The organism is Steroidobacter cummioxidans, assembly GCF_003104955.1.
On sequence record NZ_LSRW01000012.1, the window covers coordinates 51,471 to 77,203 of the forward strand.

Genomic DNA, 25,733 nt, shown 5'->3' on the forward strand with positions numbered 1-25,733 from the left:
ATCATGCCTCCATTCGCAGTCCGTGCAGCAATGCACGTGCATCCTCGTCTGCCATCGACGCCACTCTCGCCAGCAACTCGTGCGTATCGACCTGCCGCTCCGCTACATATTCGGCGAGCTCGGCAATCGTCGGGCGATCGAAAATGGTTTTGATGGGCATCTCCACGCGCAGGTTGGAGCGAATGCGCGCGGTGACTTGCATCGCCAGAATCGAATGGCCGCCGAGCTCGAAGAAGCTGTCATCCCGTCCCACCCGATCGGCTCTGAGCAGCTCCTGGAAAATTTCAGCGAGCGCTTGCTCCACTTCGCCTCGAGGAGGTTCGTATTCCTTGCTGGCATAGGCGCCCAGCTCGGGCTGCGGCAACGATCGTCGACTCAACTTGCCGCTCGGCGTCAGTGGCATGGACTCCAAAACGACGAAGGCACTCGGCACCATGTGCTCCGGCAGCGCAGCCTTTATATGTTCGCGCAAGCTCTCGACCGTCGGCGGCGTGGCCTCAGCACTCGTCACATAAGCTACGAGGCGCTTCTCGCCGGGAACATCCTCCCGAGCAATGACCGCGGCCTCTTTCACAGATTCGTGCAAAGCCAGCCGCGCCTCGATTTCGCCCAGCTCAACGCGGAAGCCTCGGATCTTCACTTGATCGTCATTGCGCCCCAAGTGCTCCAGGGTCCCATCGGACAACCATCGCCCCAGGTCTCCCGTCTTGTACATACAGCGAGAGGCTGCGCCGAACGCAGCACTGATGAATCGCTCGGCGGTAAGTCCTGGGCGCCGCAGGTAGCCGCGCGCCACACCTTCTCCAGCGATGTAGACCTCTCCGGCAACGCCAATCGGAGTGGGCAAACCCTGCCGGTTGAGAACATATATATGTGTGTTCGCGATCGGTCGACCGATCGAGGGCAGCACCGGCCAGGCCTGCGGCTCGCCTTGCAGGGTCAGCGCCGTAACTACATGCGTCTCGGTGGGACCGTAATGATTGTGTAGCCGGCAACCCTGCAACTTGCCAAACATGGCAGAGATCTCCGGGCTGATGCGCAGCTGCTCGCCTGCAGTAATCACATCGCGCAGCCTCGACAGATCCACATGTGCGCTCTCGGTCGCAACAGTCTCCGCGATGCGGTGTAACATCAACGGCGGCACGAACAACCTCGCAATCTCCTGGCTCGCCAACAACTCCGCCAGCGCACGCGGATCTCTACGCATCCACTCATCGAGCAACACCAGCGTGCCGCCCGTGCCCAGCGTGGAGAAGACTTCCTGGAATGCGACGTCGAAGCTAAGCGCTGCGAACTGCAGCACCCGCTGTCCCACTGTGCTTCCGAATGTGTGGCGATGCCATTCGATCAGATTCACCATGGCCGCGTGCGGCATGGCCGTACCCTTCGGCCGCCCAGTGGATCCAGAGGTGTAGATCACATACACCGTGTTCCGAGGATCCTGGGCAACCTCCGACGCTGCGATGTTCCGCGCGCTCAGGCTCCCCATGTCTTTGAACACTTCTTCGAGGGAGATCGCCGCCTCGTGCTGGCCCAACAACGCGGTCAATGACTGCTGTGTCAGCACGACACGTGGAGCACCATCGTCGAGCATGTAACGCAGACGCTCGGCGGGATAGTTCGGATCGAGCGGCAGATAAGCAGCGCCGGCCTTGAGAATGCCCAGCAGACCGATCACCATTTCGATGCTGCGCTCGGCGCAGATCCCCACCAGCTCTTCCGGCCCTGCGCCCAGAGCGAGCAGATAGCGCGCCAGTTTGTTGGCCTCTTCGTTCAACTCCGCATACGTGATCGATCGCTCGTCGTGAAGCACGGCAATAGCTGTTGGCGTACGCAGCGCCTGCTCCTCGAACAACTGATGTACGAGCCTGCCGCGAGGATAGGAGATGTCGGCGGCATTGAACTGCTCTATCACCTGCTGCCGCTCCAGCGCCGGCAGGATGGGCAACGTCAACGCCCGAACATTCGGTGAATGCTCCAGCGCGTCCAGCAACGACTCGACAGCAGTACGCAAATACGCCGCGACACGCTGTGGATCGACGTGGCGATGCGTCTGAGCAGTGATTGAAAAGCCCTCACCCAGATCGTCCACCGACACCGTGATGGGATAGTTGGTCCCCGTGCGCTCCGCCAACACCTGAATATCCGGCCTGCTCGACAAGCTCGCAGCGCCCGCACCGACCCCGTGCCGGAAGTTCAACAGCGCTGTAAACAAAGGCGTGGCGCCGTCGATAGCACTGCAACGCTGTGCATCCGCCAGCGAGGCCTGCTCGTGACTCAGCAAGTCCACCAGTTCGCGCTGCGTATTTTCGACCAGCCCGGCGGCCGTCGCTGCGCGCAGATTCAAGCGCAACGGCAAAGTGTTGATGAACATTCCCAGGATCTGCTGCGCACCGTTGTTACTGTGCATTCGACCGAGCAGCACGCTGCCGAACACCACATCATCCTTTCCGCTGGTGTTGGCAACTACGACTGCCCAGGCCGCATGGAACAAAGTAGCGGCGCTGACGCCCAGGCGACGCGCCTGCGCACGCACCCGTTGTGCAAGCTCGGAAGACAACGTCTCTTGAGCCTCAATAACGTCGAGGTGATCACCGCGCACGTCCAGCAATCCGAAAGGCACTGTAGGCTCGTCGACATCCCCCAGCTTTTTTCGGAAGAACGCTTCTGCGTCGTGCGTGCGCGCATAAGCCAATGCCTGCGCCACATGATTGCGGTATGGCAATGGCGCTGGCAGCACTTCACTGCGACCATCGAGGTGCGCGGCGATCTCCGAGAAGACGATGGCCTGAGACGTGTTGTCACTCACGATGTGGTGCTGGGTGAGCAAGACGAACCACTGCCCGCAGTTCGGGTCAGCGGCAATACGCAACCTCAGCAAGGGCGCGAGCCGCAAGTCCATGATTTGCGTTGGCGCGTCGAGCCACGACGCCACTTGCTCCCTCACGTCGCGCGCTCCATCCAGCACGACCTCTTCAACCGGCAGCCTGGATTTGCGATGAACCACCTGCACCGGTTGGGGCAACTCTTCCCACAGCACGGCGGTGCGCAACACGTCGTGACGATCGATCACCCCTTGCAAGGCGGCGATCAACTCGTCCACCTCCCGGCGCGACGCAACCGCAAGCAATGTCGGAACGACGTAAGTATCGCCGTGCTCGCTCATCAGGTGATGAAACAGAATGCCCTCCTGCAGCGGCGCCAGGGGATAGACGTCCTGGATGTTCGACGCTCCGCCCGGCACTGCAGCCACGATGCGCTCGATGTGTTCGAGATTCAGATCGATGAGCGGCAGCATTTCCGGCGTGAGGACCGCGCAGTTCGGTGGAATAAGATTTGGCGGCGCTTGGACGGCGCTGGTCGTCGCGCGGGTCAGTGTTCCCGCCAGATCCGCCAGCGTGGGACTCTCGAACACCCGGCGAACCTCAGTCGTCAACCCATGTCCGCGTACGCGCTCCATCATTTGCATGATCAGCAGCGAATGCCCGCCCAGCTCGAAGAAGTTGTCGTTTCGACCGACCTGCTCCACATGCAACAAGTCTTTCCAGATCTGCGCCAGCAGCTGCTCCGTGTCGCCGACCGGCGCTGCATATTCCCTGCTGGCGTAGGCGTCGCGCTCGGGCGCCGGCAAGGCGCGCCGATCCAGCTTGCCATTCGATGTGAGCGGAAAGGTTTCGAGCATCACGAAGGCGCTCGGCACCATGTATTCCGGCAGCAGGTTTCGTAGGTGCGCACGCAACGCGTCCGCCTTCGGTGCTGTTGCATCCACCGCAATCACATAGGCCACGAGACGCTTGTCCCCTGGCACATCTGCACGCGCGAGCACCACGGCTTCTCTCACTTCGGCATGCCGCGCGAGCTGCGCTTCGATCTCGCCCAACTCAATGCGGAAGCCACGGATCTTCACTTGCAGATCGTTGCGGCCGAGATATTCGAGCGTTCCATCGGCCCGCCAGCGACCGAGATCGCCGGTCTTGTACAGGCGGGCTCGCGGGTCGGCGCTGAATGGGTCGCGTATGAATCGCTCGGCGGTCAGCTCAGCACGGTTCAAGTAGCCGCGCGCGACGCCACCACCGCCGATGTACATTTCCCCGACGACTCCGATGGGCAGCAACTGCTGGTGACGATCCAGCAAGTACGCCGACAGATCCGGGATGGGTTGGCCGATGCCGCTGCCATGCTCCCGCTCGATCTGTTCTCTAGTCAGTGGCGGCCGGTAAGTGACGTGTACGGTGGTCTCGGTGATTCCGTACATGTTCACCAGCTGCGTCTGTTCGGCGCCCTCCAGCTCGATCCACGGTCGAAGCATGCGAAGCTCCAGCGCCTCGCCGCCGAAGATCACTACGCGCAGTGAATGCTTTTTCTGAGGAGCTCGCGCTCGGGCATCGATCAATTGCGCGAACGCGCTGGGCGTCTGATTGAGCACGGTAACGCGCTCATCGCAAACCAACTGATAGAAGTCCTGCGGCGAGCGTGCGGTCCGATATGGAACGACGACGACACGGCCACCGTAGAACAGCGCGCCCCACAGCTCCCACACCGAAAAATCGAACGCGAATGAATGGAACAGCGTCCACACGTCGCGCTCGTTGAACTTGAACCAATGATCGGTGGCAGCGAACAGGCGCGTGACATTGCGATGCTCGACCATCACTCCCTTGGGTTTACCAGTGGAGCCCGAGGTGTAGATGACGTACGCCAAATGCTCGGGATGAGAGTCCGCCGGATTGACAGCCACTGAGTCCGGCCGTTGGCCGATCTCAGCCCACGCGCTGTCCAGGGCGACCACCGTGGCTCGCGTCGGCGGCAATGCCGGTCTCAACTTCTCTTCGATCAACACCACGCTCGGTGCGGCGTCGTCCAGGATGTACTGCAATCGATCGGCGGGATAGTTCGGATCGAGCGGCACATAACCGCCGCCCGCCTTCAGAATCCCGAGCAGGCCGATCACCATCGCCAGACCGCGCTCGACGCAGATGCCCACCGGCTGGTTCGGGCCAACACCTTTTTCTCTGAGATAGTTCGCAAGCTGGTTCGCCTTGCGGTTCAGCTCGGCATACGAGAGCGACTCGCCCTCGTAGGTCACGGCAAGAGCGTGAGGCGTGCGCCCCGCCTGCGCCTCGAACAAATTCAATGGAATGAAGCTGGCGTTTGCGGAAACGTCTGCACTGCCTGGCACCGATCGATGATCTGCTGCTGCTCGCTGGCAGTCAGGAGCGGCAACCGGCCGACGGGCAGCTGCGGGTCCAGTACCAGGCCCTGCAGCAACGTCTGAAAACATCTCAGCCAACGGCTGATGGTCGACTCGTCGAACAGATCGCTCGCGTAATTGAGCATGCCGACGATCCGGTCGCCTGCCTCCTGCAGTGTCAGCGTGGTTTCGAATTGCGCCGTCTGCAACGGCACTTCCTGCTCGGAGAGGGTCAGGCCTTCGAGCTGCGTTGCCCGGCGCGGCGCATTCTGGAATACGAACATGTTCTGGAAGATGGGGCTGTGGCTCATGCTTCGCGCCGGCTGCAGCGCCTCGACCACGAGTTCGAACGGCACGTCCTGATGCGCATAGGCACCGAGCAACGTTTCCTTGGCGCGCAGCAATAGATCACTCGCTGTGGAGTCATCATCGACCGGCAGGCGAACGGCCAGCGTGTTGACGAAGAAGCCGATCAGGCCCTCGATCTCGACCCGGCGCCGATTCGCAACCGGCATGCCCAGCACCACATCGTGAGTGCCGCTGAGCCGCGCGATCACGATGGCCCACGCGGTCTGCAATGTCATGGCCAACGTGAGATTCAGGGATCTCGACAGCCGCTTCAGCTCTGCAGTGAGTGCAGGCTCGATACAAACAGCGACGTTGGCTCCTCGATAACTCTGCACCGAGGGCCGTGGACGATCGGCGGGCAGCTCCAACACTTGCGGAGCACCCTGCAGGTGCTCCCTCCAATATGCGAGCTGAGTCTGCAACTGCTCGTCGGCCAGCCAGTTTCTCTGCCACTGCGCGTAGTCGGCGTATTGCACTGGAAGCGGCGGCAGCCCCGCGGAACGCTGGCTCCGAAAGCTGCCGTACAAAACACCCAGCTCTTGAAACAGAACACCGATGGACCAGCCATCCGCAACGATGTGATGCATCGTGATCAGCAGCACGTGTTCCTCACGCGACAGCCGCACGAGCCGGCCTCTGATGAGGGCCCCGACCTTCAAGTCGAATGGCGTAGTCAATTCCTGCCGAGATACCTCGCTCATGGACTGTTCGCGGACCGCGTCGCTGAGCTCTGTCAAATCTCCGTGCAGAAGCTGAAACCGGGCGTCTGCCACGACGTGCTGAACCGGCTCGCCGCCCACGCTAGAGAATCTGGTGCGCAACACCTCATGCCGCGCCACCAATGCGTCCAACGCCTTCTGCAAGGCATCGCGATCGACGCTGCCAACCAGCTTGACGGCCAGGGGCACGTGATACGCCAGACTGCCACCTTCGATCTGATCGATGAACCAGAGTCGACGCTGCGCCGAGGACAGCGGCAACGGCACGCTGCGATCGACCGGTTGAATCGGCGCCTCGGCTTGCGCGGCATCGGCGAGCTTCTCGGCAACGCCCGCGACAGTCGGATCCTCGAAGAAATCGAAGACCGACAGCTCCAGGCCCAACACCGATTCGATGTGCGCGATCGCCTGGACCGCGAGCAACGAGTTCCCGCCGAGATCGAGGAAGTCGCTGTCGACACTCACCTTGTCCCGACCAAGAACCTCGGCCCATATCTGCGCAACCGCCTCCTCGACTGGCGTGCGAGGCGCCACATAGTCATCCCGCTCGCTTTGCGACTGCGAGCGACTCGATCGGTTCATCTCCTCGACGATATCGACAACGCGGCTCAGTTCGAATGCAGCCTGATGCCACTGCGTTGAGGCAGGGTGCAGCGGTTGCGCGTTCTTGGTCGAAGCCTGCTCCTGCTGTAGATCGGACGTCTGCCCGGACGCATCGACACTCGTCGCCTCGGCATACGCCATGGAAATCGCAAAGATCCGGTCCTGTTCGGGAGTGGCGTCCGACTGCTCGAAGCGCAGGAAATGTTTCTCTATGAACTCCCAGGCCGGAGCATTGCGCGATGTCTTACGGTAGCGGAGCACGACAGCAGGCAGTGCTCTGGCACGTGCCAGCTTACCCAGCTCATTGACGATGCGGTGCTCGACACCGCGTCCCAGCACCCGGCAGCTCAACACAAATGTGTCGACCTCGATGGCATCTGCCCGGTAACGCAGAAACAGCGCGCCGACCAGACCATAGTCGCCAAATCGATCACGCACGTGGACGACTCGGATATCCAGCTCACCCGCGCTCCAGAGCGACTCGATCTCGCCTGCTCGACGGCGAATGCCGGTCAAGTTGAATTGGTTCGTGCGCTGGACCAGCTCCGCCGCACGCGCGAGCTGCGATGGCTGCAGCGGTGACACGTCCACGACGAGCTCGAGAGATGCAAGAAACTTCGCGAGCGAGCCGGCGTCCTTGCGGGCCACCTCTCGCGCTCGGTTCTGCCGGTATTGCTCGGTGCGACGCTTGGCGTCCTCAGTCACCCCGATACGATCGAATGCCCAGACGTGACGCCCGAAATGGTCGATCTCCGCCGGCGTCGTCGGGAACTGCAGCGTCAGCACCGGCGCGCAGTTGTCGCGCACCTCGGCACATTCCATCGCGCTGTCATCGACGAAGATGAAGCTATCGAGGCCCAGGTCGAGTTCTTGCGCCAGCGACTGCAAGTTCTGTGATTTTGGGTTCCAGTTCACCCGGGACGCGATCACGTGTTCCTGGCGCAGAATCATGTCGGGGCGCTGCTCGAACACCGCCGCGACATCGCGTTCGTTGTTCTTACTGCACAGGCAGAGCAGCACGCCGGCATCGTGCTGTCGCACCAGCATCCGCTGAAACTCCAGATGGGCTGGCGTCAGCTCGATGCCGGCAACGCCATCCTCACCGCAGATGCCTCGCCAAAGCGTGTTGTCGCAATCCAGCGCAATGACCTTGTACTGCGGCTTGACCAGCGCAGCCAAACGCCGCGCCAGCAAAGTCGCCATGGCAACGAAGTACTCGCGGGAGAAAGGAATGTGGCCGAGCCGCTCCATCCTCGGATCTTCGTAGTCGACCACCGGATATAACTTGGTCAGCTCGACATGGTCCCAGCAGTGCACGTACGCCAGCGACTCAAACTTGCGGGCAAGGTCGCGTTGCAGGCTTGCGATGGGTTCGCGATACACCTCGGGCAACGACGCAGAGGAAGGACAAAAGAGCACCAGGATCGGCGCCTTGGTGCGCGTGCGGATGACCTCCATGCCCTCGATCAGATCGCCGGCCACTCGCTGCAAGTGTTCGAGGTTGCTCTGAGGGCTGCCGGCGCGATCGCGAATCCAGTCTTGCACCCTGATGAGCAACACGTTGAAGCCTGTGCCGTTGCTGGAGAGCACGCTAGCCGGATTCAGTAACTCCTGAATCAACTGCGCATACGACGCCATCGTCACGCGAGCCGGGATAGCCAACCGATCCATCCAGAACTGCAACGGCGCACTGATCAAATCGGCTGTGAACGTCGCAGAGATTGCAATCGACGGTACATTTTCAGATGTGCTCTCGGACCGCGCCCGCCCTTCAGTCATCACCGCATCGTTGCGTCCGAACAGTTCATTCAGATGGGAGACTCGATCCGTGGTCTCATCATTCATCACGTACCTTCCTTGGCTTCCGCACTGAACCGGTGCGCCGCTTACCGGCAGCGACGGGGGCGGGAATTTAGCAGCAGTGAACATCGCCACAACCGCGGATGTCGGAGAGGGCTGCATCATTACGGGGCAGGGGCAAAAGGAGCGCACCGAATCTATTCGTCACACACGTTTGGAGTTTTGGCGCGCGACCGCATCTATCATCGGCTTACGCGTGACGACTCCGCGCCAGTTACGCACTTGTGACTTTTCACAGACGCTCGCATTCGTCGGGAGATTTACCGCCGCACAATGCCGAGTGCGTGCGGTGACAGAGCACGAGCTATTGGCAAGCGTTGCGGCAGCTTTACCGCATTCATTGCAGAGCAATTTATACAATGCGCAGCGTGTCGCTTCGCTCATCCATGGGCAGCGACATGAAATAAACGAGGGGCGGATTGACGGACTCGTGCATCGTTTGAAACGATTCGGCCGCCTGCGTTAACTGCGAGCGTCAGCGAGTGACTGCCAACTTCAGCACTGAGTTCTCCCTATCGATGGGCGAAAGCGAGGCGTTCGCCCGCCTGTGCGGCGACTTCAATCCCTTACACGTCGATGCAGTGACCGCTCGACGCACTCAGTTTGGTGGGACTGTCATACATGGCATTCATCTGTTACTGCGTTCGCTCGATGAACTGGCAGCGCGCCAGGCGCTCGAGTACCAGGAACCGGCGGCGCTATCGGCGACATTTCACAATCCCGTGCTCACCGGGACGGTTGTCAAACTCATGGTCACCGCTGTGGGCGCAACCAGAATTCGAGTGTCGGCACAGAGCGCCGGCCGTCCAGCATTCACCTCAACGGTAGAGCTCAAGCCCGCCTATGCCGATGCGATGATCGAAGATCTGGAGTTCGCTCCTACCCGACCGGCGGAAATGGACTATCCGCCGACCGTATCGACCGGCGCGGTGCCATTGCAGCTCGGCCGTGAGTTGCTGAATCGTTTGTTCCCCTCGCTCGCCGCACTCGTGAGTAGATCGTGGATCGCGGACCTGCTTGCGACGACACAGGTCGTCGGCATGCGCTGCCCGGGCATGGACTCCATCTACTCCGGCTTGAAACTGCGGCGCCTGGCACAGAACGATGGCTCGGCCTCGGAGCTGCGCTATCAAATAGCGGGCTCGGAGGGTCGTCTGCGCTTGGTGCGCATGCAGGTGAACGGGAGCTATTTCGCCGGAACCATTGAAGCCTTTTTCCGACCGCGCCCGGTAATGCAACGAACGATGCGGGAAGTCGCGGCGCTGGTGCCGTCTCCAATATGCTCCGGGCATCGGGTCCTGATCGTGGGCGGGTCGCGCGGCCTCGGTGAAGTGGCTGCCAAGATTGCTGCCGCGGGCGGAGCCGATGTCACGATCACGTACGCGCGTGGCCAGCAGGATGCAGAGCGGGTCTGCGCCGAGATCAAAGAGTCAGGCCGGCATTGCGAGACGCGGCGGCTCGACGCAATGGACCTGGAGTCGGAGCGCACCTGGCTCCGAAGCTGCAATTTTTCTCACGTGTATTTCTTTGCGTCGCCGCCGATCGCAGCGAATACGGATCGCTGGAATGAAGACTTGTTCCAACAGTTCCGGTCGGTGTACGTCACCGCGTTCGCCACGTTGGTGGAACTCACGACCGCCCGCCGCCGACACGACGCGCCGGTTCACTATCTCTATCCGTCCTCGATCTTTGTCGAGCAGCCAGAGAACGGCTTCGCCGAGTACATCGCCGCCAAGACCGAGGGTGAAGCCTTGTGCGACCGATTGGCGCGGCAAGCGAATGCGAGATTCACCAAGCCCAGGCTGCCCCGACTCAGAACCGATCAGACCAGTGCCCTGGTCGATGCCGGCGCCGGCGATCCGCTGCCGCCGTTGCTGGCGATCGTCCGGCAGTTTCATCAAAGCGCAACGCCCGTCGGCGTGTAGAGCATGGCGAACGCGACGAAGTGCATCATGGGCCGGACGCAATCGAATCTTCTCGTTACTGTCCACGGACCCTTGCGCTCCACGCCCGGCAGCAACGCGAGCAGCTCTGCTGACACCTGATTCATCATCTCGAGCTCCAGGTGAAACGGACCGGGAAGCACGAACGGCTTCGGCAGCGAACGACGCAGCGCTGCTTCAAACGAGCTCTTGAGCATGCGGCGCACTTGCGACGGCGGCAGCGATGCCTGCGAGCGCCAGCCAATGGACTGCTTCGTCACAAAGCCTACCGCCTCCGGCGCGTAGCGCCTCGCATCCTGCACTGTCTGCTCGTCGCCTGAAACGAAGATCACCGGTACGCCCAGCTCGCCAGCCACCAGCGCATTTAAATACCCCTCGGAAGAGATCTGGCCGTTGATCCGCACAGACCGATAGGCTGCGCCGTTGTAGGTGTGCGCCAGAATGCTGTTGGGCTCGCTCGATGCAGAGTGATAGCCAATGAACGCACACGCCTCCACTCCCTCCAGTTCCACTCCCTGCATCTGTAACAGCGGTCGCGGCCAGGATCTGATCAGTCGCACGTTGTCGGGCAGCGAGTCGGGATCGATGCTGTGAGCGTTGCCGTGGCCGTCGGCAACGATCACTTCGTCATAGCCCGCCGCAAGACCTGCCTCCGCAGCTGCAATGACTTCACCCGTCATCCAGCGGCGTGCAGCGGGCCATTCCCAGCGCTCGGGCTTCAACGCGTCCTGAGATGCGACAGCCGCACATCCTTCGATATCCGCCGAGATAAACAACTTTCGCACGATGACACCTATCCTTGAGGTCGTGAGCCGAACAGCGCTTTGATTCCATGGATGAACGATATTGGCCACGCCGTGACGTGGGTTTCGCCGGCCAGCACCTCTGTCGTCACCTCCAGATCGGCTAGCGCGGCTGCTTTGAGCACGGACGTGACGCGATGAAAACTGCTCGTGAGTCGCCAGTTCTTCAGCTCCGGTTCGTATTCCTCTTCGGAGCCCACCGACATATACAGCCTGGCTCGGCGCAACGCCGGTCCAGATTCGATGCACCTGCGAACCAGCTCCAGGGCGAACTCGTAGTTCTGGTAGGAAACACCTCCCGAGGACTCGCCGTCGTACATCAAGCCCGGGCTGCTGACGATGTAGTTGTTGAACAGGCTCGAGCGCTTGAACAAGGTGTACAGGCCAAAGCCGCCGCCGGCGGAATGCCCGAAGTAGGTTCGCTCGCCGGCCTGCGTCGGATAGCGCCGGTCGATGAGTGGAATCAGCTCGTGCTCGATGAAGTTCTGGAAATCCTCGGCGCCGCAAAAGTCCTTGGTTCCCTGGCGCGGTAGCAGCACTCCCGCGATGGGCGGCGGCTCGCGATTCAACTTGGGATAGCCGGGGAAAGTCAGATCGCGCCCTCTCAGCAGCGCCCCGGCGCGCGGACAATCGCTGGGATAGCCGATGCCGACCAGGATGAAACGCGGCGCATCGCGCGCCGACATCTGCAGAATGTGAGAAATCCCTTTGAGCATGTCGAAGGTCATGTTGCCGTCGGTGGCATAGATCACCGGAAAGCGGGCGGTCTCGCTGCGCTTCTGGCCGGGCAACATCACCTGCACCTTGAAGGTCTGCGCCACGTGGCGCGAGCGAATCAAATGGCTCTCCACGCTGGGAAAGAATTCGTGATCGTCCTGCAAGGCGCTGGCAAGCGGCCATTCTTCGCATAGTGCCGGCTCGTTATTGTTCTTCTGCATACAAAGGTATCCGTTCGTTATTTGGAGGCAGCAGGAGTGGCGATCATCGAGCCGCGCCTGCCTCCGTGAGCTACGGGTTCTCTACTGGCCCCGTGCCCCATCGCGGCGAGGTCATTCGCCACCGTACGGCCCACGCGCAGGAAGTGATAAGCCGACCACAGCGCGGCCGAAGCGACGATCAACATCGCATAGCGAAGTGCATCGCCACCGAATGTCGGCCGCAGCAGGTCGCTGAGAATGCCGACGATCTGCGGACCGAGCCCCATGCCCACCAGATTGGCGAGCAACATGACCAGCGCCATCATGGTCGCGCGCATATTGTCCGCGACCAGCCGTTGCATGAGCGCGTACGTCGGTCCCATGAAAACGGTGAACACCATCATCAGCGGGATCAGCGCGAGCAGGGCCTGATTCTTTTCCGGCAACATCAGGAACGCGACGAAACACGGCAGGATCAACGCGACCGCCAGCGCGCTCATCGCCATCTGGCCGCGCTCGTTGCCCTGGAAATAGCGGCTGGCGAGATAGCCGCCGAGCAGCGCCCCCACTACTCCGGACGCACTACAGATCAAACCGAGCCACAAGCCCAGTTCGCCGGTGCTCATGTGATAGGTGCGTATCATGAACGCGGCCTGCCATGGGCCCAGCCCCAGCCCTACCGTGTAGAGCAGAATCAGCGCCAGACTCAGATGACGAAACGAGGGTTGACGCCACAACGTCGCGATGACGACTTTGGTGGACGGAGCCTGCGTTTCTCCCGTGCGCACGACCGGCGTCTGCGTACGCGGCTCGATCACGGTGAGCTTGACCGCGATAGCCAGGAGCAAGCCGAGAATGCCCATGATGAAAAACGTCATGCGCCAGCCGTAGAGCTCGTTGAGCCAGCCACCGACGGTGTACGCCACCAGCGTGGAGAGCGAGTTGCCGGTGAGATAGATCGCCATCGCACGCGTGCGTTCCGACGATCCCGAGAAGTAATCACCCACCAGCGAGTAAGTCGGTGGCTTGCAGCCCGCCTCGCCGACTGCTGCCGCAACCCGCGCAAACACCAGCTGCACGAAATTGGTGACCAGCACGCATGCCATGACGGTCAGACCCCACAGCCCGATGGCGAGTGAGGTCACAGTGACCCGGTTGCCGCGATCTGCCCATCGAGCGATGGGCAGACCGAGCGTGGCATAGAACAGAGCGAAAGCGATCCCGGTCAAAAACCCGAGCTGGGTGTCGCTCAGGCTCAGATCTTCCTTGATCGGCTGCAACAGCAGTGACATCAAGCCGCGGTCGACGAGGTTCAGCATGTACACCGACGTCATCATCGCCAGCACGTAGCGCTTGTACCCGGTTCCGGGCGCGGGCCCTTGCGGCATGGACACGATCCGTCAGAACGACTTGGCCAGCGTGAGCCCGATACTGCGCGGCTCGATGTATTGGAAAGCGAAGGGGAAGCGGAACCCGATGCCGCCTTGCACGACGCCGCGCTTGTCGGTCACGTTGTTGACGAACAAATTGGCGGTCCAGGAGTCGTCCAGCTCGACGCCAGCACGCAGGTCGTACTTGGTGTAAGCCGGGAACTCTTGACGCGGCAACGGGCTGCCGCCCGAGGATCCCTGGAACACGCTCAGACGATCGCCAATGTGACTGAGCGACGCGCCGACGAAGCCCATCATGTTGTCGGTCAGCGCGAAGCGCTGCTGGGCGGTCAGGCTGCCGGAGAAACGACTGCTGTAGGGCAAGCGATCGCCGCTGGCTCCCCACAGCGTGCTGGTCGATGGGAAGGACTTGGACAGTTCCGCATCGTTATAAGTAGCCGCCGCGTTGACGGTGAACCCCTCGAAAGGCGCGGCCTCGATCGACAACTCGACACCCTGGCTCTTGGCCTCGCTGGCGTTGCCGACATACACCAGGCGCTGCGCATTCAGCAGATTCAGCTGCAGGTCTTCCCACAGGATGTGATACAGCGAGACATCGTAGGTGAGCGTGTTCTGGAACGCCGAGCCTTTGACGCCGAGCTCGTAGTTATTGGTCTTGTCCGGCTTGTACGTCGGCACCACGGCACCGGATGCATTGATACCGCCGGCGCGATAGCCCGATGCCACCCGCGCGTACACCATCAGGTCGGGAGAGATTCTGAAGCGCGGCGTCAGCAGATAAGTGAACGGCTCGTCTTCGGAAACCTTCCGCGGAATCACCGTGGTGGTGTTACTCGGGCTGGATAATGTGACTTGCTCGAACGTCTGGCGATTCTGAGTGGCGCGGCCGCCGATCTGCACATCGAAGCGCTCGCTGAACTTGATGGTCAGATCGCCGAACAGCGCGTATTCGGAATAGGTCACCAGCCAGTTGGACAACGACGGCGCGCCGACCACGTTGCCAGTCGACTGGTCGGCCGCGAGGATGCTCTGATGCCAGCGGGTGCGCTCATCGGTATAGAAGCCACCCAGCAACCATTCGAAGTGGTCGCCGATCGGCGCGGACAAACGAATTTCCTGAGTGAACTTGCCGGCTGTGTAGTCGTCGATCAGCGGCGAGCCGGTGACACCGAACGGCGCGACCAAGGCACCGAACGCCGACGAATAATCGGTCTTCGCCAGCACGTCGTTGACGGTGTAGCCGGTGACAGAAGTGAAATCGACGTCGCCGAACCGGGTCGCGACCGTCAAGCCATAAGCCTGGTTCTTGGTGTGATAGCTGCCCGTCCCTCGCAGCGTGCTCTGTTGCAGATCCGTGAGCCCGGGCCGCACAAAGACGAGTTGCGAGCCGAGCGTGTTGATGTCCTGCATCAGGCCGCTGAACTTGATCGACAGATCCTGACTCGGGCGCCACAGCGCAGCCAGACGGCCGCCGTAGGATTTGCGCTCGTTCACGCCCTGCTCGCCGGTCTGAACATTGTCGACGTAACCCGGGCGATACTGCATGAAGCCACTGGCGCGAATCGCCAGTTCGTCAGTCACGGGCACGTTCACCGAGCCGCGCACGCTGCCGCCGAGACCATCGCCGTTCTCGATGCTCTCCGCGCCCATCTGCAGGCGGCCGCTCAGCGCATCGGTGCTCGGGTCCTTGGTGACATATTTGATCAGACCACCCATGCTGCTCGCGCCGTACAGCGTGCCTTGCGGGCCACGCAGCACCTCGATGCGCTCCAGGTCGCTGGGATCGAGATCCGGCACGGTGTAGCCGCCGCCGAGGTTGGTCGATGTGCCATAGGGCACGTCATCGACCGTGAGGCCGACCGTTGGAGTCGCCGCGCCCGTGGTGATACCTCGAATAGCCACCGACGGCTCACCGCGAGTCCCCAGGGTGAAATTCACGCCGGGCAACCTTTCATAGTAGTCCTGCAAGCGCACCCGGTTGGTCTCGACCAGCGCGGTCGCCGTGATCGCCGCCACTGGCACCGGCACATCCTGCAGTCGTTCCGAACGTTTCTGCGCAGTGACGATGACCTCTTCCTGGATGGGCTGCTCGACCCGGGCCGGCTCCAATCGGACGCTCGGCGCAGGCGTTTGAGCGGCCGCGAGACGCTGCAACGGCAATGTAGTCTTGGGCGCGGACGCATTCCGTTCCATCGGTTCGATCACCACGGTGTTCTCACCGATGGTGCTGAACGTGAGCGGCATGTTGGCCAGCAGCAGCCGCAAAGCCTCCATCGGCGTGTGCGTGCCCATCACCGGGTTGGCGGTCAAGGTCCGCACCACCTCCGCCTGCGAGATCACCTGCAGACCCGTGACCCGCGACCACTGCGCCAATGCTTCCGGCAGCCGCTTGCGCTCGATCGAGAACGCAACCGCGTCGCCGGTGAGTTGCGCTTGGACAGGAGCCGCGAGCGCCAGGCCAGCGGCGAGCAGCAGCGGAGGAATCGCGTTCATTTTCTCTCCCCATATCGTTGTAGTTTCGGAAGGGGCCTGCGGATCTGCAAATCACCCTCTCAGTGAGAGAGGTCGGCGTTTGGGTGGCAATCGCTACCCAAGGGACGGGATTTTTATTTGGCCGCCCGCCAGGGCTGAGCGTGCAATCTGAGCCGGTCATTCAAATCAGATGCAGCCAGCCCAAGTCCACTGCGTACAATTGGCAACCACCGCGGTGCTCGAATACGGGCATCGCCTGCGGCGTTATCTGCGAACCCGATTGAAACGGGAGCGTTGGCACGATATCGAAGACCTCGCCCAGGAGGTTTACTTTCGCCTGCTCCGCTACGATGAAAACAAGCTGGTTCAGGATCCGGCGCGTTATGTGCTCGGCATCGCCAGCAACGTGGTCGCCGATTACTATTATTTGCATGCGCGCCGCGCTCACGTCAGCTGGGACGATGCGGACGCGGAACTGGCCGGCCACGACCATCGGACCGAGGACTCGGTCGATCAGCTCAGCCTGGAGCAAGAGATCGAGCGCGCGTTCAGCAGCCTGCCCGAGCGCTGTGCCATTGCGCTGCTGCTGGTCAAGCGAGACGGACTGAGCTATGAGCAGGCGGCCCAGAAGCTCGGCACCACGGCGCGGATGGTCAGCAACTATGTGGTCGAGGCCAAGAAGGAAATTCGCCTGTCGATTTTCGAGACGTCGGCGTCGCGCTCGACAAGGAGTCGCTGAGTGTGGCCAAGTCGAAGCATCACTCGCAGCATGATCGTCTGGTCGCCGCCGAGGCCGGCCGCTGGCTGGAGCGGCTGCCGACCGCGAGCTCGGCGGAACGACAGCAGTTCATCGCCTGGCTCAAGCAGTCGCCGCATAACGTGCGCGAACTGCTGCTCAGTCACGTAATCGACGACGGCCTGTCACGCATCGACCCGCAGCGCAAGCTGTCCACCGAGCTTCACACAGGCGGCTCCAACGTAGTCGAGTTTTCGGAACTGCGCTCGCCCGTCGAAAGAACAACGCCGAAGACGAGCCGCCGCTGGCACTGGATCGCTGCTGCCGCTGCGACTGTCGCGGCAGTGGCCGCCACGTTGCTGTATCTGGTGCAGGACGGCACGCACACCTACCAGACCGGTGTGGGCGAACAGTTGACCGTGGCCCTCAACGACGGCTCAGTGGTTTCTCTCAATGTCAAAACCAAACTCGAGGTCAGTCTGGAGCCCAAGGCTCGAAACATCCGAATGGTGTCCGGCCAGGCCTTGTTCACCGTCGCGCACGACTCCACCCGCCCCTTTCGCGTCTTTGCCGACGGCTCGGCCGTCAATGCGGTGGGCACGAAATTCGACGTGCACCGGACCAGCGAGCGGACCGAGGTTTACGTCGTAGAAGGCCGCGTCAATATCGAGCACCCTCAAGCGCAGACAGCTCGGTTGTCGAATGTGCAACTGACGCCTGGCCAGGGCGTCACGATCCACAGCGACGGCGCAGTCGGTCCGCCAACCAAAGTCGATATCGCAGCGCTGAGCGCCTGGCAGAATCGCCGTATCGTTTTCGAAGAGCGCTCGCTGGCGGAGATTGCCGAGCAATTCTCCGCCTATGTTCGTTCGCCGACGCTGGTCATCGAAGGCGACGAGTTGCGGGGTCGCCTGTATACCGGCAGTTTCGACGCTGACCGGGTGGAGACTTTCATCAGCTATCTGCAGCGCGACCGGTCGCTCACCATCGAGCGCCAGGGCACTCGCGTCATCGTGCGCCGCCCCCCGGCATAAAAACAACGAGCGCTCCGGTACACTGGCGCGAGTGCGTTCCCTGGGGATGCAATCCGATGCGCCTGCTGATCGTCGAAGACGAAGCAAAAACCCGTACCTACCTCTGTAAAGGGCTGAAGGAAGCGGGCTTCGTCGTTGATTCGGCCGAGGACGGCGTGACTGGGTTGCATCTGATGCAGACCCAGGAGTACGACGCGCTGGTTCTGGATGTGATGCTGCCGGGGGCAGATGGCTGGTCGCTGGTCAGTCAGCTGCGCGCCTCGGGGAATCGAACGCCTGTGCTGTTTCTAACGGCTCGCGATCAGACCGAGGACCTGGTCAAAGGGCTGGAATTGGGCGCTGACGACTATGTCGTCAAACCGTTCGTCTACGCAGAACTGCTGGCTCGTGTGCGAGCTCTGACGCGCAGAGGCCAGAATCGAGAGCCGGACACGCTGCGGATCGCCGATCTGGATCTCGACTTCCACAAACACCGGGCAACCCGCGCCGGCCGCCTGCTCGACCTCACCCCAAAAGAATTTCTGCTGCTGGCCCTGCTGATGCGCCGTCAGGGGGAGGTGCTCAGCCGCACGGAGATTGCTTCTCAGGTCTGGGATATCAACTTCGATAGCGACCTGAACCTGGTCGATGTTTCAGTCGGCCGGCTGCGGCGCAAAGTCGATGGCAATTCACAGCTCAAGCTGATCCACACGGTTCGCGGCGTCGGCTTCGTCCTGGAAGTGCGCTGACCGGATTGCGTGTCCATGTCCACTGTGCCCGCCCAGAAGTCCGCCGGATCCAGCACGTGGTCCATTGCCGCGCGCATTACCGCTCTGATCACAGTATCGGGATTTGGCATCCTCCTGGCCGGTGGCTTGTTTCTTTACTGGACTTTGGCGAGGAGCCTGCAGGACGAGACCGCCCGCTTCCTCGCTGACAAGGTCTTTGTGCTCAGGGCGGTCATCCACGATCGGCCGCACGACATGGCCGCTTTCGACGAGGAAACCCGGCTGGAAGGGGCAGCGCGACGTTTCAGTCGCTATTACGTGCGAGTGCTGAACGAGCGAGGACAGTTGGTCGTCGAAACGCCTGAGATGAGCCAGCTCGTCGATCTGACAGCGTTCGAGGCGTTGACACCAGCGGACGGAAACACCGAGGAACCGCATGAGGTCAGGCTCGGCAGCCAGACAGTCGCTTTGCTGGCCGCGACTGCACCCACCACCGCAGGCGAGCTCTGGCATGTTCAACTCGCCCTCGATGTTTCCAACAAGGCGGCACTGCTTGCCAGCTATCGGCGGAACCTTTTATTCGTGCTGCTGGCCGGCTTGGCGGTCTCCGCACTGGCTGGCTATGCCATTGCGCGCCGTGGACTTGCACCGCTTGAGTCAATCACGCGTTCCGCTCGCGCCATCAGCGCCGCAAATCTCGATCGCCGCATCAGCAGCCAGGCCTGGCCCAAGGAGCTGACCGCGCTCGCCGACGCGTTCGATCAGATGCTGGAACGTCTCGAAGATTCGTTTCGACGACTCTCACAGTTCTCGGCCGACATCGCGCATGAGCTGCGCACGCCGGTAACGAATTTTTTGACCGAGTCGCAGGTGACGTTGTCGCAGCCACGCTCGGTGGACGATTACCGTCAGGTACTGGAGTCCGGCATCGAGGAATTCGGCAGCCTGGCACGCATGATCGACTCGCTGTTGTTTCTGGCGCGAGCCGATCAGGTCGACGGACGGCTGGAGCGCGTCGAGCTCGACGCACGCAAAGAAATCGAGAACGTCATGGAGTTCCATCGAGCCAACGCCGAGGAGAATGGCGTGACGCTCGCCTGTGAAGGCAATGCGTGCCTGCAGGCAAACTCCATCTTGTTCCAGCGCGCGATCAGCAACTTGCTGAGCAATGCCGTGCGACACACCTCGGCAACAGGTCAAGTAACGATTCGCATCACGACAGCCGATGGCGGAGCGACGAGCATCAGTGTGCGCGATTCCGGCTCGGGCATCGCTCCGGAGCATTTGCCACACCTGTTCGATCGCTTCTATCGCGCCGACGCCTCTCGCAGCCAACGAACCGGCGGCTTCGGGCTCGGCCTGGCGCTGGTCCAATCCATCATGGCGTTACATGGCGGCGCCGCTCGAGTAGTGAGTGAAGTCGGCCAGGGCACGGAAGTCACCCTGACCTTTCCTGGCAACGCCGCTTCCTGACAACTTCGTCAATGTTTCGTCAAAGTGGTGTTACTGCCTCGCTGGCAGTATTGCACCATGTGTTCGGGGCGCCGCCATCGAGTCTGGATCCTCGCGATGAGTCTCCTGGTGCTATCGGCCTGCACGCACTTCGAACCTCGACCGCTACAACCAGAGGCCATCGCCGAACAGTACGACTCGCTCAGTTTGAACGACGCTGAGCTGCGCGCATTTCTGCAGGCCCACGCTCCAAAGCTGGCTGAGCCCTGGCCGCGGCCGTCGTGGGATCTGTCGGCTTTGACGCTCGCCGCGTTCCATTTCAATACCGATCTGCAACTGGCACGCGCCCAGTGGGAAACGGCCGTTGCGGCAGTGGCAGCCGCCGCTATGCGCCCCAATCCCGTCGTCAACCTGATACCGGGCTACAACGTCGATGCGCAGAGCGGCACGCCCCGTGGGATACCGGGGATGTCCGTCGATATCCCGATCGAGACAGCGGGCAAGCGCCGCATTCGCATCAGTAAAACAGAACATCTTGCGGAAGCGGCACGGCTGAATTTCATCGGCGCCGCCTGGCAGGTTCGCAGTGAGCTGCGATCGGTACTGATCGAGCTGACCGCCGCACAACGGCGCCTCACCTTGTTGCAAGAGCAGCTGGTGATCCAGCAGCGTGTCGTGGACTTGCTTCAACAACGCTTCACTCTCGGCGCAGCTTCCGCCGCAGAGCTCTCGCCTGCGCGGGTTGCATTGACTCGGCTGCAAGTGGACCTCGCCGAAAGCGAGCGACAACAGAACGATGCCCGGAACAACCTCGCGCGTGCGCTCGGTGTGCCGTTGCATGCTCTTGCTGGCGCCTCGTTTGCTTTCGTCCTCGATCTGGTTCCTGTCATCGACGTCGCACAGTCCCGCCGTCAGGCTCTGCACTATCGAGCCGATATTGCCGCGGGGCTCGCCGAGTACGTGGCCAGTGAGGCGGATCTGCAGACTGAGATCGCCAAACAGTATCCGGACCTTCGTCTCGGACCCGCGTATCAGTGGGATCAGGGTGAGAGTAAGTGGAGCCTGGGCATCGGCCTCGAGTTGCCACTGAATCGTAATCAAGGTGCGATCGCCCAAGCAGAGGCGCAACGCGCGGAAAGCGCGGCCCGCTTTCGTGCGCTCGAAACAAGCGTCATTGCACAGATCGATCGAGCGAGCGCAGCGCACCGTGTGGCGATCGACCAAGTGACGCGCGCACGCGCGCTCCACGAAGCGACCGAGAACGGCATCGCTCGCCAGGAGACACGACTGCGTGTTGGCGATATCGATCAATTGGAATATCAGACGGCGAAGCTGGAAGCCGCGGTCAGCGCGGTAGCCGTGCTCGACAGCGAAGCTCAAGCGGCACAGGCGGCGGGCAAACTCGAGGATGCGTTACAGCAGCCACTCGCCGAGATCGACGCACTCGGTGCACTCCACGGACGCGCGAAGTGAAATGAGAAACGTGCTTGTGGCATTGGTGGGCGGAATCATCCTCGGCGCTCTGGCAATCTGGGCTCTCGACCACTTTCGAGCGCCACCCGCTATGGACGCTGGCGATCTGGAAGCGGGAGCGGACGAGAGCAATCCACCGGGTACCGTGCGGTTGAGCGCGGAACAGCAGACCAAAGCTGGAATCACCGTTGCTGCTCTCGAACCCCGTGAACTGGCCCGCGAAGTAAAGGGCTACGGCCGCGTGATCGATCTGCAACCGTTCTTCGATCTGTTGGCGCAGCTGCATTCCGCTGAAGCCGCGCTTGAGGCGTCGGCGAAAGAACTCGCCCGGGTACAAGCGCTACACGCGAACGAGCAGAACGCGTCGGCACGCACGGTTGAGACCGCCGCGGCAGCAGTGAAGCGCGATCAGATTCAATTGGAAGCAATTCGCACCAAGCTGCGCATCGCTTGGAATACGCTCTTCTGCAAGAACGACACCGCTCGACTCGTACCGTGCCTGACCAGTCAAGACGCGGTGATACAGGTGGATCTGCCTCCTGGAGAATCGCTGCCGTCGCCTCCCGAGACGGCGCGTGTGCAGTCGCCATTCGATGCGACACGCTCGGCTCAAGCGCGTTTCCTGGGACTGGCGACTACGGCATCCGCAAACAATCCCGGCCAGGGGTTGCTGTTCTTGCTCCAACCCAACTCGCTGGATCTGCGACCCGAGATGGGTGTCGTTGCTTTTCTCGCACTGGAGGGACCGCGGCTACGCGGCGTCGTGCTGCCCCGCTCTGCCATCGTCAGACATCAAGGTCAGACCTGGGTCTTCGTTCAGAAGGATGATCGAACCTTCGAACGCACGCCCGTGGTGCTGGAGCATGCCTTGGATGAAGGTTGGTTCGTCGCAGCGAGCGCCGCTCCGTCCGGAAACATCGTGGTGAGCGGGGCACAGACCCTGCTCTCCGAAGAGCTGCGATCGCAAATCAACCTGGCGGACTAGGCATATCAGATAGCCATGCTCCGCCACATCGTCACGCTGTGCGTTCGCTTCCGCTATCTGGTGGTAGCGATCGCTTTGCTGCTGGCCGTCTACGGAGTTTTCGTTGCTCAGCGGGCCAAGCTGGATGTCTTTCCGGAGTTCGCTCCCCCACAAATCGTGGTGCAGACCGAAGCCCCAGGCTTGTCCGCCGAACAAGTAGAGACGCTGGTGACCCGCCCGATCGAGTACAGCTTGAACGGGACCCCGGCACTGCAAACTCTCTACTCCCAATCGATCCAGGGGTTGTCGGTCGTCACTCTGGTCTTCGAAGACGATGCCGACATCTATCGAGCGCGCCAGCTGACCGCCGAGCATCTCGCGCAACTGGCAGGCGCACTACCCGCAGGTGTTCACGCGCCCGGCATGGGCGCGCTCGCATCATCTACCAGCGCGGTGCTCACCATTGGCCTCACGTCCGATCATCACTCGGCAATGGAACTGCGCACGTTTGCCGACTGGACGGTGCGACAGCGCTTGCTCGGCGTGCCAGGCGTTGCTCGCGTCGAAACATTCGGCGGCGAGGTCCGGCAGTTGCAGATCCAGGTCCTGCCGGATCGCATGATGCTCTATGGATTGTCGATCGATGACATCGTGGCAGCCGCAGGCAAGTCCACTGGAGTTCGCGGCGCAGGATTCATCGAGACCGACAATCAACGCATCACTCTGCGCACCGAGGGACAATCGCTCACCGCTGCCGCGCTTGCGGAAGCAGTCGTGGCGCGGCGTGGAAACATCAGCGTCCGATTGCGAGATATCGCCAACGTCGTCGATGGCCCCGAGCCCAAGCTCGGCGACGCGCAGGTCATGGGACAACCCGGCATCGTCCTGGGCATTCACGGCCAGTACGGCGCCAACACACGGGATGTGACACACGCAGTCGAAACGGCCATTGCACAGTTGCGACCCATGCTCGACGCCGAGCGGATCACGCTGCACCCGGCGCTGTTTCGCCCCGTCAATTTCATCGAAACGTCGATCCGCAACATCAATCACGCGCTGCTGATCGGCGGCGTGCTGGTGATCGTCGTGCTGCTGTTCTTTCTGGCTAACCTGCGCAGCGCGTTCATTGCGATTGCCACGATTCCGCTGTCCCTGCTGATGGCGCTGGTCGCGCTGGTGCAGTTCGGCGCATCGATCAACACGATTACGCTGGGCGGCTTTGCCATCGCGATCGGCGTCGTGGTCGACGACGCCATCGTTGGCTTGGAAAACGTCTGGCGACGCCTGCGCGAAAACCGCGCCCGCCCGGATCCGAAACCGCCCGACGCTGTCGTCGTCGATGCCACCCTCGAAGTACGCAGCCCCATTGTCTATGCGAGCTTCATCGTCATAGCGGTGTTCTGGCCGGTCGCCATGATGTCGGGCATCAACGGCAGACTGTTCGCCCCCCTGGCCGCATCGTTCGTGCTGGCGACGCTTGCGTCCCTGATCGTCGCGATCACATTGACGCCGGCGCTGTGTTATCTGCTGCTCGCGAGGGTCGATGCCAGGCAGCCAGGCTACATCGACCGATTGAAACATTGGCATCGTCGCAGTTTGGCGTGGATCAATGAGCGCCCACGCGCCATCGTCGCGAGCACGACGGCCGTATGCTTTGCCGCTCTGCTCGCGCTGCCATTTCTGAGTGGGGAATTCCTGCCTGAGTTCAAGGAAGGCCACTATGTCCTGCGCGTCATGACTGCGCCGGGCACATCGATCGGCACCAGCCTGCACCTGGGGACTGAGATCACTCGGGAACTGCTCAAGAACCCGCGCATCCGATCGGTTGCGCAACAACTCGGGCGCGCGGAACAAGGCGAAGACACGAGCGGCGCCGAATTCAGCGAATTTCAAATCGAGCTCATGCCGATCTCCGGTGAGGAAGAGGAGCAGGTGCAGGATGAGATCCGCGCCACTCTACAGACGTTTCCGGGCATCAGCTTTGCGGTCACGCCGTTTCTGGAGGAACGCATCGAAGAAATTCTCAGCGGCGGACGCGGCGCCGTCGTAATCAATATCTTCGGCGAAGACCTCGATGTTCTCGATCGGATCGCGGCGCAGATCAAGGAGCTCGTGAGCACGGTGCCGGGTGCCGCCGAGGTGCTGTCGCAATCTCAGTCCGGATCGCCTGAGCTCAGCGTCACCCTGCGCCCGGATCGTCTACGCCAATACGGCTTCGCGCCGCTGGATGTCCTCGAGGCTGTGCAGTTCAGCTACCAGGGCATCACAGTGGCGCAAACCAACGATCAAAATCGAGTGTTCGACGTCGCGGTCATTCTGGAACCAGGCAGTCGCCGGGACCCGGAGTCGATTGGCAACCTGCTGGTGCGCAACGCCGATGGCACCACGCTGCCGCTGCGGGAGCTGGCGACGATCGAGAGCACACCGGGTCGGTACCTCATCATGCATGAGGGCACCCGACGACGGCAGCAGGTCACATCTGATGTCGATGGCCGTGACCTCAGCTCGTTTACCCACGAAGTGCAACGGAAGATTCGCGCCGAAATCGCCTTGCCCTCGGACGTCTCGGTAGTTGTCACCGGTGCGGAGCAAGCGCGAGTCACTGCGCGAAACGAATTGTTGTTTCACTCCGTGATTGCAGCGATCGTCATCATCATGCTCCTGTCGCTCGTGCTCGCGAACCTGCGCAACCTGCTGCTCGTGCTCGCGAACATTCCCTTTGCGTTGGCCGGCGGCGTGCTGATCCTGGTGGTCACAGGCGGCGCTCTGTCGATTGGCGCGATGGTCGGCTTCATCTCGCTGTTCGGCGTCAGCATGCGTAACTCCATCCTCATGATCTCCCACTACGAGGAACTGGTCACGCAGGAAGGCAAGCCGTGGAACGTCGCAACCGCTTTCCAGGGAGCAACCGAACGCCTGTTGCCCATCGTCATGACTGCGCTGGTGGTCGCGCTGGGGTTACTGCCGATCGCCATCGGCAGCGAGGAAGCTGGCAAGGAGATCGAAGGGCCGATGGCCATCGTCATTCTCGGCGGTCTGCTCACCAGCATGATCTTGAATCTGCTGGTGCTGCCGACCCTGGCGCTGCGCTTCGCACGCTTCGCGCCAAAATCGTGAACT

At 61.7% G+C, this 25,733-nt stretch carries 13 protein-coding genes and 1 pseudogene; 8 read left to right on the plus strand and 6 right to left on the minus strand.

Annotated features, from left to right (window positions below):
• Position 1 precedes the first annotated feature (1 nt).
• Both D0550_RS07555 and D0550_RS07560 read right to left on the minus strand, forming a co-directional pair.
• Positions 2-5,125, minus strand: a pseudogene (locus D0550_RS07555) (amino acid adenylation domain-containing protein); the annotation flags it as partial.
• Positions 5,126-5,130: 5 nt separating this feature from the next.
• Entirely contained in the window at positions 5,131-8,706 is a 3,576-nt protein-coding gene (locus D0550_RS07560) for an HAD-IIIC family phosphatase (protein ID WP_161965688.1), read from the minus strand.
• Between the two features lie 497 nt (positions 8,707-9,203).
• Between D0550_RS07560 and D0550_RS07565 the strand changes: the two genes are divergently transcribed.
• The gene (locus D0550_RS07565) at positions 9,204-10,646 is read left to right on the plus strand and encodes a MaoC family dehydratase (RefSeq protein WP_153067082.1); all 1,443 of its coding nucleotides are present in this window, start codon (positions 9,204-9,206) and stop codon (positions 10,644-10,646) included.
• On the opposite strand, the gene D0550_RS07570 is transcribed toward D0550_RS07565, so the two are convergent.
• The 4 genes from D0550_RS07570 to D0550_RS07585 are packed head-to-tail and all read right to left on the minus strand — an operon-like array spanning position 10,619 to position 16,268.
• Positions 10,619-11,449 (minus strand): M55 family metallopeptidase, encoded by an 831-nt coding sequence (locus D0550_RS07570; RefSeq protein ID WP_161965689.1) that lies wholly within the window; start codon positions 11,447-11,449, stop codon positions 10,619-10,621. The genes D0550_RS07565 and D0550_RS07570 overlap by 28 nt on opposite strands.
• 8 nt (positions 11,450-11,457) lie before the next feature.
• Positions 11,458-12,405 carry an alpha/beta hydrolase gene (locus D0550_RS07575; protein WP_116808516.1) on the minus strand — a complete coding sequence of 316 codons (948 nt, stop codon included), beginning with the start codon at positions 12,403-12,405 and terminating at the stop codon, positions 11,458-11,460.
• Between the two features lie 17 nt (positions 12,406-12,422).
• Positions 12,423-13,772: a spinster family MFS transporter gene (locus D0550_RS07580; protein WP_116808517.1), complete on the minus strand. Its 1,350-nt coding sequence runs from the start codon at positions 13,770-13,772 to the stop codon at positions 12,423-12,425.
• Positions 13,773-13,784: 12 nt separating this feature from the next.
• Positions 13,785-16,268 carry a TonB-dependent receptor gene (locus tag D0550_RS07585; RefSeq protein ID WP_116808518.1) on the minus strand — a complete coding sequence of 828 codons (2,484 nt, stop codon included), beginning with the start codon at positions 16,266-16,268 and terminating at the stop codon, positions 13,785-13,787.
• Positions 16,269-16,467: 199 nt separating this feature from the next.
• Here D0550_RS07585 and D0550_RS07590 point away from each other — a divergent pair, with 199 nt between their 5' ends.
• The 7 genes from D0550_RS07590 to D0550_RS07620 all read left to right on the plus strand — a co-directional run bounded on the left by D0550_RS07590 (position 16,468) and on the right by D0550_RS07620 (position 25,730).
• Positions 16,468-16,986 (plus strand): RNA polymerase sigma factor, encoded by a 519-nt coding sequence (locus D0550_RS07590; RefSeq protein ID WP_161965690.1) that lies wholly within the window; start codon positions 16,468-16,470, stop codon positions 16,984-16,986.
• A 2-nt stretch (positions 16,987-16,988) separates the two neighbouring features.
• Positions 16,989-18,017, plus strand: coding sequence for a FecR family protein (locus D0550_RS07595; RefSeq protein ID WP_116808520.1), 1,029 nt, complete (start codon positions 16,989-16,991; stop codon positions 18,015-18,017).
• Between the two features lie 56 nt (positions 18,018-18,073).
• On the plus strand, positions 18,074-18,745 hold the full coding sequence (locus D0550_RS07600; RefSeq protein WP_116808521.1) for a heavy metal response regulator transcription factor: 672 nt from the start codon (positions 18,074-18,076) through the stop codon (positions 18,743-18,745).
• A 15-nt stretch (positions 18,746-18,760) separates the two neighbouring features.
• On the plus strand, positions 18,761-20,197 hold the full coding sequence (locus D0550_RS07605; RefSeq protein WP_116808522.1) for a heavy metal sensor histidine kinase: 1,437 nt from the start codon (positions 18,761-18,763) through the stop codon (positions 20,195-20,197).
• A gap of 96 nt (positions 20,198-20,293) precedes the next feature.
• Positions 20,294-21,649 (plus strand): TolC family protein, encoded by a 1,356-nt coding sequence (locus tag D0550_RS07610; RefSeq protein ID WP_161965691.1) that lies wholly within the window; start codon positions 20,294-20,296, stop codon positions 21,647-21,649.
• Position 21,650: 1 nt separating this feature from the next.
• Positions 21,651-22,634 (plus strand): efflux RND transporter periplasmic adaptor subunit, encoded by a 984-nt coding sequence (locus tag D0550_RS07615; RefSeq protein WP_116808524.1) that lies wholly within the window; start codon positions 21,651-21,653, stop codon positions 22,632-22,634.
• 15 nt (positions 22,635-22,649) lie between these two features.
• Positions 22,650-25,730, plus strand: coding sequence for an efflux RND transporter permease subunit (locus tag D0550_RS07620; protein ID WP_116808525.1), 3,081 nt, complete (start codon positions 22,650-22,652; stop codon positions 25,728-25,730).
• Positions 25,731-25,733 lie beyond the last annotated feature (3 nt).

Bases quoted from the DNA above. Each gene is read 5' to 3' on its own strand.
- D0550_RS07560 (WP_161965688.1), bottom strand. From the start codon at position 8,706: ATGAATGATGAGACCACGGATCGAGTCTCCCATCTGAATGAACTGTTC.
- D0550_RS07575 (WP_116808516.1), bottom strand. From the start codon at position 12,405: ATGCAGAAGAACAATAACGAGCCGGCACTATGCGAAGAATGGCCGCTT.
- D0550_RS07580 (WP_116808517.1), bottom strand. From the start codon at position 13,772: ATGCCGCAAGGGCCCGCGCCCGGAACCGGGTACAAGCGCTACGTGCTG.
- D0550_RS07585 (WP_116808518.1), bottom strand. From the start codon at position 16,268: ATGAACGCGATTCCTCCGCTGCTGCTCGCCGCTGGCCTGGCGCTCGCG.
- D0550_RS07600 (WP_116808521.1), top strand. From the start codon at position 18,074: ATGCGCCTGCTGATCGTCGAAGACGAAGCAAAAACCCGTACCTACCTC.
- D0550_RS07605 (WP_116808522.1), top strand. From the start codon at position 18,761: ATGTCCACTGTGCCCGCCCAGAAGTCCGCCGGATCCAGCACGTGGTCC.
- D0550_RS07610 (WP_161965691.1), top strand. From the start codon at position 20,294: ATGAGTCTCCTGGTGCTATCGGCCTGCACGCACTTCGAACCTCGACCG.
- D0550_RS07615 (WP_116808524.1), top strand. From the start codon at position 21,651: ATGAGAAACGTGCTTGTGGCATTGGTGGGCGGAATCATCCTCGGCGCT.
- D0550_RS07620 (WP_116808525.1), top strand. From the start codon at position 22,650: ATGCTCCGCCACATCGTCACGCTGTGCGTTCGCTTCCGCTATCTGGTG.